The sequence below is a fragment of the Mesorhizobium sp. IMUNJ 23033 genome (assembly GCF_044778005.1).
Lineage (GTDB): Bacteria > Pseudomonadota > Alphaproteobacteria > Rhizobiales > Rhizobiaceae > Mesorhizobium > Mesorhizobium amorphae_A.
In genome coordinates this window covers 156,903-169,134 of sequence record NZ_JBJACT010000002.1, presented here as the reverse complement: position 1 = coordinate 169,134, position 12,232 = coordinate 156,903, and the positions used below count along the sequence as shown (strand labels likewise).

11 protein-coding genes and 1 pseudogene are annotated in these 12,232 nt (G+C 64.4%); 7 read left to right on the top strand and 5 right to left on the bottom strand.

Annotated features, from left to right (window positions below; genetic code table 11):
- Positions 1–13: 13 nt before the first annotated feature.
- The 5 genes and pseudogenes from ACFX5Q_RS04090 to ACFX5Q_RS04070 all read right to left on the bottom strand — a co-directional run.
- The gene (locus ACFX5Q_RS04090; RefSeq protein ID WP_192180903.1) at positions 14–199 is read right to left on the bottom strand and encodes a DUF2065 domain-containing protein; all 186 of its coding nucleotides are present in this window, start codon (positions 197–199) and stop codon (positions 14–16) included.
- A 6-nt stretch (positions 200–205) separates the two neighbouring features.
- Positions 206–1,138 (bottom strand): protease modulator HflC, encoded by a 933-nt coding sequence (hflC, locus tag ACFX5Q_RS04085; RefSeq protein WP_404275575.1) that lies wholly within the window; start codon positions 1,136–1,138, stop codon positions 206–208.
- The gene (gene hflK / locus ACFX5Q_RS04080) at positions 1,138–2,256 is read right to left on the bottom strand and encodes an FtsH protease activity modulator HflK (protein ID WP_404275573.1); all 1,119 of its coding nucleotides are present in this window, start codon (positions 2,254–2,256) and stop codon (positions 1,138–1,140) included. The genes hflC and hflK overlap by 1 nt, the downstream gene beginning before the upstream one ends.
- Positions 2,257–2,411: 155 nt before the next feature.
- Entirely contained in the window at positions 2,412–2,924 is a 513-nt protein-coding gene (locus ACFX5Q_RS04075; RefSeq protein ID WP_404275572.1) for a dihydrofolate reductase, read from the bottom strand.
- A 71-nt stretch (positions 2,925–2,995) separates the two neighbouring features.
- Positions 2,996–3,226, bottom strand: a pseudogene (locus tag ACFX5Q_RS04070) (DUF4424 family protein); the annotation flags it as partial.
- A 151-nt stretch (positions 3,227–3,377) separates the two neighbouring features.
- Here ACFX5Q_RS04070 and cobF point away from each other — a divergent pair.
- From cobF to ACFX5Q_RS04035, 7 genes are all read left to right on the top strand, one after another.
- The gene (gene cobF / locus ACFX5Q_RS04065; RefSeq protein WP_404275570.1) at positions 3,378–4,154 is read left to right on the top strand and encodes a precorrin-6A synthase (deacetylating); all 777 of its coding nucleotides are present in this window, start codon (positions 3,378–3,380) and stop codon (positions 4,152–4,154) included.
- A gap of 341 nt (positions 4,155–4,495) precedes the next feature.
- A complete protein-coding gene (locus ACFX5Q_RS04060) occupies positions 4,496–6,043 on the top strand; it encodes an FGGY-family carbohydrate kinase (protein WP_404275568.1) in 1,548 nt (515 codons plus the stop codon).
- Positions 6,027–6,803 carry a DeoR/GlpR family DNA-binding transcription regulator gene (locus ACFX5Q_RS04055; protein WP_006204930.1) on the top strand — a complete coding sequence of 259 codons (777 nt, stop codon included), beginning with the start codon at positions 6,027–6,029 and terminating at the stop codon, positions 6,801–6,803. The genes ACFX5Q_RS04060 and ACFX5Q_RS04055 overlap by 17 nt, the downstream gene beginning before the upstream one ends.
- Positions 6,800–8,542: a glycerol-3-phosphate dehydrogenase/oxidase gene (locus tag ACFX5Q_RS04050; RefSeq protein WP_404275566.1), complete on the top strand. Its 1,743-nt coding sequence runs from the start codon at positions 6,800–6,802 to the stop codon at positions 8,540–8,542. The genes ACFX5Q_RS04055 and ACFX5Q_RS04050 overlap by 4 nt, the downstream gene beginning before the upstream one ends.
- A 318-nt stretch (positions 8,543–8,860) precedes the next feature.
- On the top strand, positions 8,861–9,520 hold the full coding sequence (locus ACFX5Q_RS04045; RefSeq protein ID WP_404275564.1) for a DUF2291 family protein: 660 nt from the start codon (positions 8,861–8,863) through the stop codon (positions 9,518–9,520).
- Positions 9,517–11,097, top strand: coding sequence for a sugar ABC transporter ATP-binding protein (locus tag ACFX5Q_RS04040; RefSeq protein ID WP_404275562.1), 1,581 nt, complete (start codon positions 9,517–9,519; stop codon positions 11,095–11,097). The genes ACFX5Q_RS04045 and ACFX5Q_RS04040 overlap by 4 nt, the downstream gene beginning before the upstream one ends.
- Positions 11,060–12,217, top strand: a complete 1,158-nt coding sequence (locus tag ACFX5Q_RS04035) for an ABC transporter permease (protein ID WP_404275561.1) — start codon at positions 11,060–11,062, stop codon at positions 12,215–12,217. The genes ACFX5Q_RS04040 and ACFX5Q_RS04035 overlap by 38 nt, the downstream gene beginning before the upstream one ends.
- Positions 12,218–12,232 lie beyond the last annotated feature (15 nt).

Genomic DNA, 12,232 nt, shown 5'->3' with positions numbered 1-12,232 from the left:
ATCGTCGCCATCGTCAGCCGCGCACCAGCCAAACGATGCCGACGCCGATGGCGATCGCCACCAGCCCGGCTATGCGCAGTGCATTCTCCGGCATCGACAGCACCTCACCTGCCAGTCTCTTGGCGAGGTTCGGAAAGCCGCCATAGATCAGGCCCTCGACAACGAGGACCAGACCTATGGCTGCCAGAAAATCCTGCACCGGCCGTTACTGGCCGGTGCCCGGCTGCGCCGCCGGCGCTGTTGGCGTCACCGGTGCTTCCTTGCTGCTTGGATCGCGGAAGTAGCGGAAGAACTCGGATTCCGGCGACAGCACCATCGTCGTGCCGGTGTTGTCCAGCGCTGTGCCGTAGGCATTCATCGAGCGGTAGAAATCGAAGAAGGCCGGATCACGCTGGTAGGCTGCCGCGAAAGTCGCGCTGCGCTGGGCTTCGCCCTCGCCGCGCAGGATTTCCGATTCCTTCTGCGCCTCGGCGACAATCTCCACCACTTCGCGGTCGGCGCGGGCCTTGATGCGCTGCGCCGCCTCATTGCCTCGCGCCCTCAGCCGCTCGGCTTCGGCCAGGCGTTCGGCCTTCATGCGGTCGAAGGTCTGCTGCGAAACCTCGGCGGTCAGATCGGTCCGGCGAATGCGCACATCCTCGATCTGCAGGCCGAGCGACGTGGCGTCGGGCCGCAGCTGATCGCGCACTTCGCGCATCATCACGGCACGCTCTTCCGAGAGCGCCGCTTCGAAATCGCGCAGACCGTAGACACGGCGCAGTGCCGCGTCGAGACGCGTCCGCAGCCGTGCCTCGGCCAGTTCGATCTGACCGGAAACCGCCGCACGGAATACGCGCGGGTCCGAGATGCGATAGGCGATGAAGGCGTCGACCTCGTAAAACTTGCCGCCCGACACCTGGACACGGATGTTGTCGAGGTCGAAACGCAGCACGCGGTTCTCGATCAGTTGCACGCTGTCGGCATCGAAGAAGGCGAACGGCGCCTTGAAATAGATGCCGGGTTCATTCTTGACGTCGACGATCTCGCCGAACCTGAGCACGAGCGCCTGCTGGCGTGCATTGACCACGAAGACCGACGAATAGATCAGGAACAGGATGACCGCCGCGACGACGGCGATGATGGGGAGACGGTTGGCCATCACTGGGTTCCTCCCGTCGTGGCGCCCAGGGGCGCCGGCGGCGCCGCCTTCTGCTGCAGTGCCGGCAGCGGCAGATAGGGAACGACCCCCTGCCCGTTGCCCTGCTCGACGATGACCTTGTTCGAATCCTTCAGCACCCTCTCCATCGTTTCCAGATAGAGCCGCTTGCGCGTCACCTCTGGCGCCTTGGCATATTCGTCATAGACCGAGATGAAACGCTGCGCCTCGCCTTCGGCCTCCTGCACGACTCGGTTCTTGTAGGCGGCCGCGTCTTCGCGGATCTGGGCCGCCTCGCCGCGCGCCTGGCCGAGCTTCTGGTTGGAATACTGGTTGGCCTGCTCGACGAACTTGTCCTCGTCCTGCTCGGCGCGCTGCACCTCGTCGAAGGCATCGGCCACCTCGCGCGGCGGCGCGGCATCCTCGATCGAAATGGCGTTGACGTTGAGGCCGGCCTTGTAGCCGTCCAGCGTCGTCTGGATGATCTCGCGCACCGACGCGGCAATGCCCTGGCGGTCGTCGCGGAAAATGTCCTGGGCCGGCCGGCGGCCGACGGCCTCGCGCATGGCGCTTTCGGCCACCTGGCGCAGCATGCCGTCCGGATCGGAGACGTCGAACAGATACGCCCTCGGGTCGGAGACCTGATAGGCCACCGAAAACTGGACGTTGACGATGTTCTGGTCACCGGTAAGCATCAGCCCGGACGTGTTGCCACTCGTCGCGCCGCCGCCGCCGATATCGACGAGCTGTTCGGCGATGTTGGCGGTCTCGACTGTTTCGACAGGCCACCAATGGAAATGCAGGCCGGGCTGGGAAAGCTCAGCCTTCGGCTTGCCGAAGCGCAGTTCGACCGCGACCTCATCCGGCTGCACGGTATAGACCGCCTTGAACGCCCACAGCACCACAAGTGCCGCTGCGATCAGCGCGAATACGGCCGGACTGGCGCCGCCGCCGCCCGGCAGGGCCCGCCGCAATCTGTCCTGGCCGCGCCGGATGATGTCTTCCAGATCGGGAGGTGACCCCTGCGGGCCGCTCGGTCCCTTGGGTCCCTGCCCCCAGGGTCCCTGATTGCCGCCGCCACCCCATGGGCCGCCGCCGCCGCTTTTGTCGTTCCAGGGCATGAATGTCCTTTCGCTTGGAATTCCCTCGGCGCCAGCCTGATGGCGCAAAATCCAATGTTTGTTCTTCTATAGGGACGCCAAGCCTCGCTTTCAACGCGATCTGCTGCCCGGCCATCCGTTTTGGGCGGTTCGCGACCCTTTATCGTCTTCAATGCCTAGTCGCGGCGCCGTTCATAGACCGTATAGCGTGTCGCGTGGCTGTCTTTCTCGCCGGCCGGAACGTCCTCGGCGCTGACAACTGCCCATGCCTCGGGGTCGATCAGCGGGAAATGCGCGTCACCTTCGACCGAAGCCAGCACATGGGTGACATGCAGGCGGTCGGCCAGCGGCAACGCCTGGGCGTAGATCTCGCCGCCGCCGACCACGCAGATCTCGTCGGCGCCGGCCATGCAGCGCCCGCGCACGGTCGCCAGCTTGATCGCCTCGTCCAGTGAGTTGGCGGTTTCGACACCCTCGGCCCGCCAGGCCTTGTCGCGTGTCACCACGATGTTGAGCCGGCCCGGCAGCGGCCGGCCGATGCCTTCATAGGTCTTGCGGCCCATGATGATGGGCTTGCCCATCGTGTCGGCCTTGAAGCGCTTGAGATCGGTGGAAAGCCGCCATGGCAGCCCGCCGTCTCGGCCGATCACGCCGTTTTCGGCGATGGCAACGTAGATCACGATGTCCATCAGCCGCCGTTCCCGACTTCTCCGGCGCCACTGTCGTCCGACGGCTCCAGGAGCAATATGTCGATGTCGTGCTCGGGCATCGGGAAGGCGACTACCGCGCCGACATCCTTGTCGGTGTTGTTGCGGAAGATATAGCCGACCGTCACCTTTTCCGGCGAGATGAAGAGATCCTCGCTCTCCATGGCGACCGCGTCGCTGCGCGACAGGATCAGCCCGCCGGTGCCCAGTTCGGCGATCGAATCATTGGTGAAGGCCGGCGCAGCCGAAAGCGCCAGCGCTGCGGTCAGGACATAGCGAAACATGGACCCCCCTTCGGCAACAATCCAAGGCATGACCCCGGATGCGCATCACATCTAGCCGTTTCAATGTGGCGTTTCAAAGCCATTCGCGCAGCCGCGGACGCTTGTCCCACGCAGTCTGGACACCGGCGTCCCGATCGGGCAGGACTTCGCCATGCGCAAGCTTCTCGTCATCGGCATCGGCGCCGGCAATCCGGAGCATATGACGGTCCAGGCCATCAACGGCCTGAACCGCGCCGACGTACTGTTCATTCCCGACAAGGGCGCAAAGAAAAACGATCTCGCCGAACTGCGCCGCCAGATATGCGACCGCTTCGTCACCAACCCCAACTCGCGCCGGGTCGAGTTCGAGGTGCCGGTGCGGGCCGAGCCGTCGCCCTCCTACCGGGCCACCGTCGACGACTGGCACGAAGCCATCGCCGCGATCTACGAGGGCCTGATTCGCGACGAGCTTGCCGAAGACGGCTGCGGCGCCTTCCTGATCTGGGGCGACCCTTCGCTCTATGACAGCGCGCTGCGCATCCTCGAACGTGTGCGTTTGCGGGGCAATGTCGAATTCGCACTCGAGGTCATTCCCGGCATCACCGCCGTGCAGGCGCTGGCCGCCAGCCACAAAATGGCGCTGAACCGCATTGGCGACCCCGTCCTGATCACCACCGGCCGCCGCCTGACGCAGGAAGGCATGCCGGAGAACGCCGGCAGCACCGTGGTCATGCTCGACGGCAAATGCGCCTTCAACACGCTTGATGACGAGGACCTGCTCATCCATTGGGGTGCCTATCTCGGCACGCCCGACGAGATCGTCATGTCCGGCCGCCTCGGCGATGTCGGCAAGGAAATCGCCGAAGTCCGGGAAAAGGCCCGAATGGAAAAGGGCTGGATCATGGACACCTATTTGCTGCGCAAACCCGGCGAGCCGGAGGACAACTAGCGAGGAGCCTCCCTTGCACAGTTCGTGGTCTCGCGCGGGGTAACATGATCGGCGAGATGGGCCGGCAACGCGCAAGAGCTAGAAAAAACAGCGTTTTATACCAGTTTGATAATCATATCCTTGCCTCGCGGAGTGCAGCCTTCCGGCAGATATCACACATATTGACGTTAAATTCACAGAATTGTATGGTCAGTTGTGCTGCTTCGAATCCCGCCGCTGTCTATCCGGCGGTCGCGATCGCAGCCGCGAATCCAGGCGAGGATAATTGCCATGATGTTCAGCGCCACCATCGTTCGGCACCAATTCGCAATGCGTGCCGGCAGGCGCTGACCGAGAAAATCATGGCCAGCCTGCTTGGGATCGACAACGGCCTGACGGTGACCAAGGCGGTGGTCTTCGACACCGACGGTTCGCAACTGTCGGTGGCGCGGCGCCGGGTGCCGCAGTCGATGCCGCAGCCGCGCTGGGTCGAGCGCGACATGGCGGGCCTCTGGCAAGCGACCGCTGAAGCGGTCGGCGAAGCGATCGCACTCAGCGGCAGGCCGGCGCGCGACATCAAGGCGGTGGCGGCAACTGCGCATGGCGACGGCCTCTATCTGCTCGACAAGGAGCGCCGACCGCTCGGCCCCGGCATATTGTCGCTCGACAGCCGCGCCGGCGAAATCGTCGATGACTGGGCAAAAGGCCCGGTTTTCTCCGAGGCGCTTACCCTCACGGGCCAGGTCCCGCATGCCTCCGCCCCCTCGGCGCTGCTCGCCTGGCTGAAAAAGCACGCGCCGGAGCGTTTCGACCGCATCGGCCATATCGTCGGCTGCAAGGACTGGCTGCGCTTCTGCCTGACCGGCACTATTGCCACCGACCTCACCGAGGCGAGCACCTCCTTCACTGATGTGCGCACGCAAGGCTACGCGCCCGAGGCGATGCGCGTCTTCGGCCTGGACGAGCTGTTCGCGGCCTTGCCGCCGGCCCTGCATCCGGCCGACATCGCCGGCTACGTCACCGCCGAGGCGTCAGCACTGACCGGGCTAGCCGAAGGCACGCCGGTCGCCTGCGGCCTGCATGACGTCACGGCCTCGGCGCTCGGCATTGGCGGCCATGAGGACGGCGTGGTCAGCATCGTCGCCGGCACCTATTCGATCAACGAGGTGGTTTCCAGCGAACCGCGCGTCGACGCCCGCTGGTTCTGCCGCAACGCCATCGATCCCGGGCGCTGGAACAACATGTCGATCTCGCCGGCCTCGACGGCCAACTACGACTGGTTCCTCGACACGCTCTGCCGCGCCGAGCAGGAGGAAGCCAAACGGACCGGCGGCTCGATCCACGAAAGGCTGGCGGCGGAAATCGATGCTGCGCTGAACAAGCCGTCGACCCTGCTCTTCCACCCCTATCTGTTCGGCTCGCCCTACGGCAATTCCGCCAGCGCCAGCTTCGTTGGCCTGCGCGGCTGGCACGACCGCGGCGACATGCTGAAGGCGGTGCTGGAAGGCATCGTCTTCAACCACCGCACCCATGTCGAAGCCTTGCGCGACGGCTTTGCCGTTCGCGAGGTACGGCTGACCGGCGGCGGCTCGCGCAATCCGGCCCTCGCGCAGATGTTCGCCGATGTGCTCAAGGTTCCGGTCAGCGTGACCTCGACCGATGAGGCGGCGGCCTTCGGCGCCGCACTTTGCGCCGGTGCGGCGGTCGGCCTGTTCGCCTCGCCGCAGGAGGGCGCGCACGCGACCTGCACGGTGAGCCGGCAGTATCTGCCGGACCCGGGGCGCAGCGCCGTTTTCGACGAGCGGTATTCTCTTTATGGCCGCATCGCTGAGCAGCTCAGGCCGAAATGGGCGGAGATTGAAAGCCTTGCGGGGCAAAGCATGGGGGCACGGAATGATCAAGGCCGATGAACGGCGCGAAGAGATCGCCGAATACGTTATCAAGCTCGGCCAAGTGCGCATCGACGATCTGGTCGAGCATTTCGGCGTGTCGCGCATGACGATCCACCGCCACATCGACCAGCTGGCGCATCAGGGCGTGCTCAGAAAGCTACATGGCGCCGTCACCGTGCAACCGTCGGGTCTCTATGAAAGCGCCTTCCGTTACCGCGTGACGGTGGGCAGGGCCGAAAAGGACGCGCTGGCCCGCGCCGCGATGGACTATGTCGAGCCCGGGCAGGCTGTGATCCTGGACGATTCCACCACGGCCAATGCCGTCGCGCCGCTGCTGCTCGAGGTCAAGCCGCTGACCGTCATCACCAACAGCGTCTCGACCGCGGCCCTCCTGACCAATGTCGACGACATCGACTTCATCTGCCTCGGCGGCCAGTACCATCGCACCTACAACGCCTATATCGGCATCGTTTGCGAGAATGCGATCTCGCGGCTGCGCGCCAACCTTTTGATCTGTTCGGCGTCGGCGATCAGCGGCACCACGGCCTTCATCCAGGATCAGCATGTCGTGCGGGTCAAGCAGGCGATGATGGCCGCTGCGATCAAGCGCGTGCTGCTTGTCGACCATTCCAAGTTCGACAAGGTCGCCTTGCATGTGCTCGACGAGCTGACCAGCTTCGAGGCGGTCCTGGTGACCGACGGTATCAGCGACAAGCATGCGCAACAGCTTGAGCAGGCGGGCGTCAGGCTGCGCATCGTCAAGACAAAGACGCCATGAAGCCCGACGAAACCCGGGAGGACGCTCTGGCCGGCAAAGCCGGCGATATCGAGGTCGTCATTCTCGGTGCCGGCATCAACGGGGCCGGCCTGTTTCGCGACCTCTGCGCGCAAGGGATAAATTGCTTTATCGTCGACAAGGCGGATTTTGGCTCGGGCACCAGCGCCGCGCCCTCGCGCCTGATCCATGGCGGGCTGAAATATCTGGAGACCGGCGAGTTCGGGTTGGTGGCGCAGTCGACGCTGGAGCGCAATCTGCTCTTGAAGAACGCGCCGCACTATGTCAGCCCGCTGCCGACGGTCATCCCGATCTTTTCCTGGGGCAAGGGCATGTGGGCGGCGCTGCGCACGCTGCTCGGCTCGACCAGCGCGCCGCGCAGCCGTGGCGCCATCCTCATCAAGATCGGCCTCATGATCTACGATTTCTACGGCTCGCGGCACCGGGTGATGCCGCGCCACCGGCTGGTCGGGCGAAGCAAGGCGCTGCGCGACATGCCGGCGCTGACCGGATCGATCGTCGCCACCGGCACCTATTACGACGCCAAGATCAGCCATCCCGAACGGCTGGTGGTCGAACTGATCGCCGACGGGCTTGAGGCCAATGCCGGCTCCAGCGCAGCCAACTACACGTCGCTGATCTCGGCGTCGAACGGGGTGCTAACGTTCAAGCGGGACAATGGCGGCGCCTTCTCGCTGCGGCCGAAGCTGGTCGTCAATGCCGCCGGGCCATGGATCGATCACGTCAACGATTCACTTGGCGCACCGTCGAAAATGATCGGTGGAACCAAGGGCTCGCACATCCTCCTGAAGCACGATGCGCTGGTGCAAAACCTGGCTGGGCGCATGCTCTATTTCGAGGCCGACGACGGCCGTATCTGTCTCGTCTACGACTATCTCGGCAAGGCGCTTGTCGGTTCGACGGACCTTCCGGCCGACAATCCCGACACCGTCCGCTGCGAGCCCGAGGAAATCGACTATCTGCTCGAAAGCGTGCGCACGCTCCTGCCGGGCATGAGCTTCGGACGCGACCAGATCGTCTATGCCTATAGCGGCATCAGGCCCCTGCCCTCATCCGACGCCTCGGTCCCCGGCCTGATCAGCCGGGATCATTCGGCGCCTGTCGCCGAGCCGGATCCCTCACGGCCCTTCCCGATCATCTCGCTGATCGGCGGCAAATGGACGACGTTTCGCGGTTTCGCCGAGGAAGTCGCCGACACCGTGCTCGATCGGCTCGGCAGCAAGCGCAAGGCGAGCACGCAATCGATGCCGATCGGTGGCGGCAAGGGTTTTCCGATGGACGCAGCCGCGCGCGCAACCTGGCTGGCCGATGCCGCATCGGCCAGCGGCATCGACGTGGCTCGCCTCGACCAGTTGCTGTCGCGCTACGGAGCCAGCGCCTCGCTGATTGCGCGCCACCGGAGCGCATCCGGCAATGAAGACCGCTTGCCGGATTCGAACGACTACAGCCTGTTCGAGATCGACTACATCATCCGCAACGAATTCGTCGAACATCTCGCCGACATCGTCATGCGGCGCACGACCCTGGCAATCAGCGGTTCCCTGACGACGAGCGACCTGCAGCAGATCGCCTCGGTTGCAGGCCAGGCGCTCGGCTGGAGTCCGCAGCGCATGGATGAGGAGATTGACGCCGTCGTCGCTCAGCTCAGCGGCAGCAATTTGATGCGACTGCAACCCGACCGCCACGCGCGAGGCGTGGGCGACCGCGCCAAACAGGCCTGAGGACGATATGGCCTCATCACGACCACAAAGCTCGCAGCATCACAGCATTGGTGAGATATTGCGCCCGTCTATAAAAAGAAAACAAAAACAATATGATAATCTAGATCACAATCAAAGATTGCTCACGCACATGTTACAATATGGGGAAAGTATCACAGTCATTGACGGTAATTTAACATCACGGTATGGTCGATTGCGTCTTGGGAGCGCAGCGTGGGAGGTTTTCGATGTGCAAGCGGGCTGCCCGCACAGCGGCGCCTCGCGCCATCGTAACGAAATGCCATCCCTGATCGCCGCGACAACACGGGTCGTCACATCATGAGTTTGCAGCCTGCCACCCCAACGACGAACCGCCGACCGGCCCCGGCTGTACGCTGGATTGTCCTTGCGGCCAGCGTAGCGGTCGTGCTCGCCGCGATGATCCTCGACACCAAGGTGGTCACGATCGGCTCGGACGAAGACACGCGTAAGGCCGCCTTTTCCCCGGAGGCGTTCGGCAAGGCTGAATTCCCGAACGTCCAAGCCGCCGTCGAGCAGCGCGCCGTGGATGCCCCCACTCTTGCTTCGGCCATCGCCAAGGACAAGGCGGCGGCGGAGAAGCAATATGGCGTGCCTGCCAATGTCGGCACTGAATTCTCGGTCAAATTCTCAGGCGTTGTCGGCGAGGGAAAATCCGGCATCTACACCGTCAAGGTCGCCGACGTGCCCGACACCCTGGTCGTTCGGGTCCAGACCGGCCCGGCGATCAACGGCACCGACCTGCGCGACGCCACCGGCGCCATCACATTCGGCCAGTTCATCAACCAGATCGAGTATCAGAACGCGGGCTCGGCCCTGAACAACGAGATGAAGAAGCAGGTGCTGTCGGTCATCGACAACACCAAGCTCACCGGCAAGACCATCTCGGTCGTCGGCGTCTTCAAGCTGATCAATCCCAAGGGCTGGCTGGTCACGCCCGTGAAGCTGAGCGTCCAATGAATGCGGCGCCCGAATTCGAGCCAGCGGCCGGCGACACCGTGCTTGCGGCCCGCAACATCGTCAAGACCTATGGCGGCACGCATGCGCTGAAAGGGGTCAATTTCGACATCCACCGCGGCAAGGTGACGACGCTGTTCGGCGAAAACGGCGCCGGCAAATCGACATTGATGAAGATCCTGTCCGGTGTGACCACGCCGACATCGGGAAGCATCGAACTCGACGGCCAGTCCGTCACCTTCTCCTCGTCTTCCGATGCCCGCGACCGCGGCATCTCGATCATCCATCAGGAGCTCAGCCTCGCCCCCAATCTGAGCGTGCGCGACAACATCTTCATGGGCCGGGAAATACCCGGCGCGACCGGCGTCGATTTCGCCGAGGAGGCCCGTCAGACACGACTGCTGATGGCAGACCTCGAGGAAGACATCGATCCGCTGACGCTGGTGCAGGACCTGCGCCTGGGGCAGCAACAGATCGTCGAGATCGCCCGCGCGCTCTCGGTCGACTCCCGCATCCTGATCATGGACGAGCCGACCTCGGCGCTGAGCGCGACCGAGGTGGAGGTGCTGTTCAAGGTGATCCGCGACCTGACGGCCCGTGGCGTCTCGATCGTCTACATCTCGCACCATCTCGAGGAGGCGCTGCAAATCACCGACTACGCCGTGGTGCTGAGGGACGGCGCGATCACCGCGACCGCCAATGCCAGGCACATCAATCTCGAATGGATCGTCCGCAACATGGTGGGCGAGAATTTCGATCTCGGCACGCCACCCACCGACCATGCCTTCGGCGAAATTGCCCTTTCGGTCGACGAAGTCAGCGTCGCCGATGTTTCGAGTTCGGAACGCCTGGTCGTCGACAGGCTGTCGCTCGATGTCCGTAGCGGCGAGATCGTCTGCATCTACGGGTTGATGGGCGCCGGACGCACGGAATTGCTCGAATGCATTGCCGGGCGCCTGTCTGCCGCCGGCGGACGCATCCTGCTTGAAGGTAATGACATTTCCCGCCTCAGCATTGCCGAGCGCATCGCAAGGGGCCTTGTGCTGGTGCCCGAGGACCGCCAGCGCGACGGGCTTGTCCAGACGATGTCGGTCGGTGCGAACCTGTCGCTCGCCAGCATCGGCGCCTTCGTCAAGGGGATGTTCTTGTCCCGGTCGCAGGAGCGCTCGCTGGTCGATGGGTCCATCCGCGACGTCCGCGTCAAGACCGCGGGCGGCGGTGCGCCGATCGGATCGCTGTCCGGCGGCAACCAGCAGAAGGTCGTCATCGGCAAGATGCTGACCACCAGCCCAAAGGTCATGCTGCTGGACGAACCCAGCCGCGGCATCGACATCGGTGCCAAGGCGGAAGTGTTCCGGCTGCTCAGCGAGCGCGCGGCACGTGGTCTCGCCGTCGTGTTCTCGACCTCGGAAGTCACCGAGTGCCTGAGCATCGCGCACCGCATCATCGTCATGCGTCGCGGCAGGATCTCGGCCGAATTCGGCGCTGATGCCACGAAGGAGGAGATCATGGCCGCTTCCGGCGAGGCCGTTGTCTCCGACCATGAAGAACACAGGAGCCATCACCGTGACCGACGCTAGCCCCGATCGCAGCCGCTCCCGTCCGACGGCATCGGGCGGCGGTTTCAGCCTGGCCAAGCTGCTGCTGGAGGGCCGCGCCTTCTTCGCGCTGATCGCCATCATCATCGTCTTCTCGCTGCTGTCTCCCTACTACTTCTCGGTCGCCAATTTCCTGACCATGGCCTCGCATGTCGCCATCTTCGGCATCCTGGCGGTCGGCATGCTGCTGGTCATCCTCAATGGCGGCATCGACCTGTCGGTCGGCTCGACGCTCGGCTTCTCCGGCGTGATCGCCGGCTTCCTCATGCAGGGCGTGCAGCTGACCGCGCTCGGTGTCATCCTCTACCCGCCGGTCTGGGTCGTCGCGGTGCTGGTCTGCGTGCTCGGCGCGCTGGTCGGCCTGGTCAACGGCGTGCTCATCGCCTGGCTGAAGGTTCCGGCCTTCGTCGCCACGCTCGGCATGCTTTATGTGGTGCGCGGCGCGGCACTGCTGATGACCAACGGCCTGACCTACAACGATCTCGGCGGCAAGCCGGAACTCGGCAACACGGGCTTCGAGTGGCTGGGCTTCAACCGCCTGCTCGACATCCCCGTCGGCGTGCTTGTCATGGCGGTCATCGCCCTCATCGGCAGCATCATCCTCAACCGCACCGCTTTCGGCCGCTGGCTCTATGCCTCCGGCGGCAATGAGCGCGCCGCCGAACTCTCCGGCGTGCCGGTCAAGCGAGTGCAGGTCTCGGTCTACATGCTCTCCGGCATCTGCGCCTCGGTGGCGGGCCTCATCCTTTCTTCCGAACTGACCTCGGCCGGACCGACCGCGGGCACCTCATACGAGCTCACCGCCATTGCCGCCGTCGTCATCGGCGGCGCCGCGCTCACCGGCGGCCGCGGCAATATCCGCGGCACGCTGGTCGGCGCCTTCGTCATCGGCTTCCTGTCCGACGGCCTCGTCATCATCGGCGTCTCCGCCTACTGGCAGACAGTGTTCACCGGCGCGGTCATCGTGTTGGCGGTGCTGCTCAACGCCATCCAGTATCGCCGCCGCGTCAAGCTCCCGAGCTCGGCCGGCAGCCCCCCGACTTCTCCACAAAAGGACAAGGCCCAAACGGCCGATCCCGCTCTCGAGAAGACTGCCGGTTGACCGGCACGATTGCCA

Excerpts from the sequence above, each read along its gene's own strand:
- cobF (WP_404275570.1), top strand. The coding sequence starts at position 3,378 with ATGCGCAAGCTTCTCGTCATCGGCATCGGCGCCGGCAATCCGGAGCAT.
- ACFX5Q_RS04035 (WP_404275561.1), top strand. The coding sequence starts at position 11,060 with ATGAAGAACACAGGAGCCATCACCGTGACCGACGCTAGCCCCGATCGC.
- ACFX5Q_RS04050 (WP_404275566.1), top strand. The coding sequence starts at position 6,800 with ATGAAGCCCGACGAAACCCGGGAGGACGCTCTGGCCGGCAAAGCCGGC.
- ACFX5Q_RS04055 (WP_006204930.1), top strand. The coding sequence starts at position 6,027 with ATGATCAAGGCCGATGAACGGCGCGAAGAGATCGCCGAATACGTTATC.
- ACFX5Q_RS04045 (WP_404275564.1), top strand. The coding sequence starts at position 8,861 with ATGAGTTTGCAGCCTGCCACCCCAACGACGAACCGCCGACCGGCCCCG.
- hflC (WP_404275575.1), bottom strand. The coding sequence starts at position 1,138 with ATGGCCAACCGTCTCCCCATCATCGCCGTCGTCGCGGCGGTCATCCTG.
- hflK (WP_404275573.1), bottom strand. The coding sequence starts at position 2,256 with ATGCCCTGGAACGACAAAAGCGGCGGCGGCGGCCCATGGGGTGGCGGC.
- ACFX5Q_RS04040 (WP_404275562.1), top strand. The coding sequence starts at position 9,517 with ATGAATGCGGCGCCCGAATTCGAGCCAGCGGCCGGCGACACCGTGCTT.
- ACFX5Q_RS04075 (WP_404275572.1), bottom strand. The coding sequence starts at position 2,924 with ATGGACATCGTGATCTACGTTGCCATCGCCGAAAACGGCGTGATCGGC.
- ACFX5Q_RS04060 (WP_404275568.1), top strand. The coding sequence starts at position 4,496 with ATGGCCAGCCTGCTTGGGATCGACAACGGCCTGACGGTGACCAAGGCG.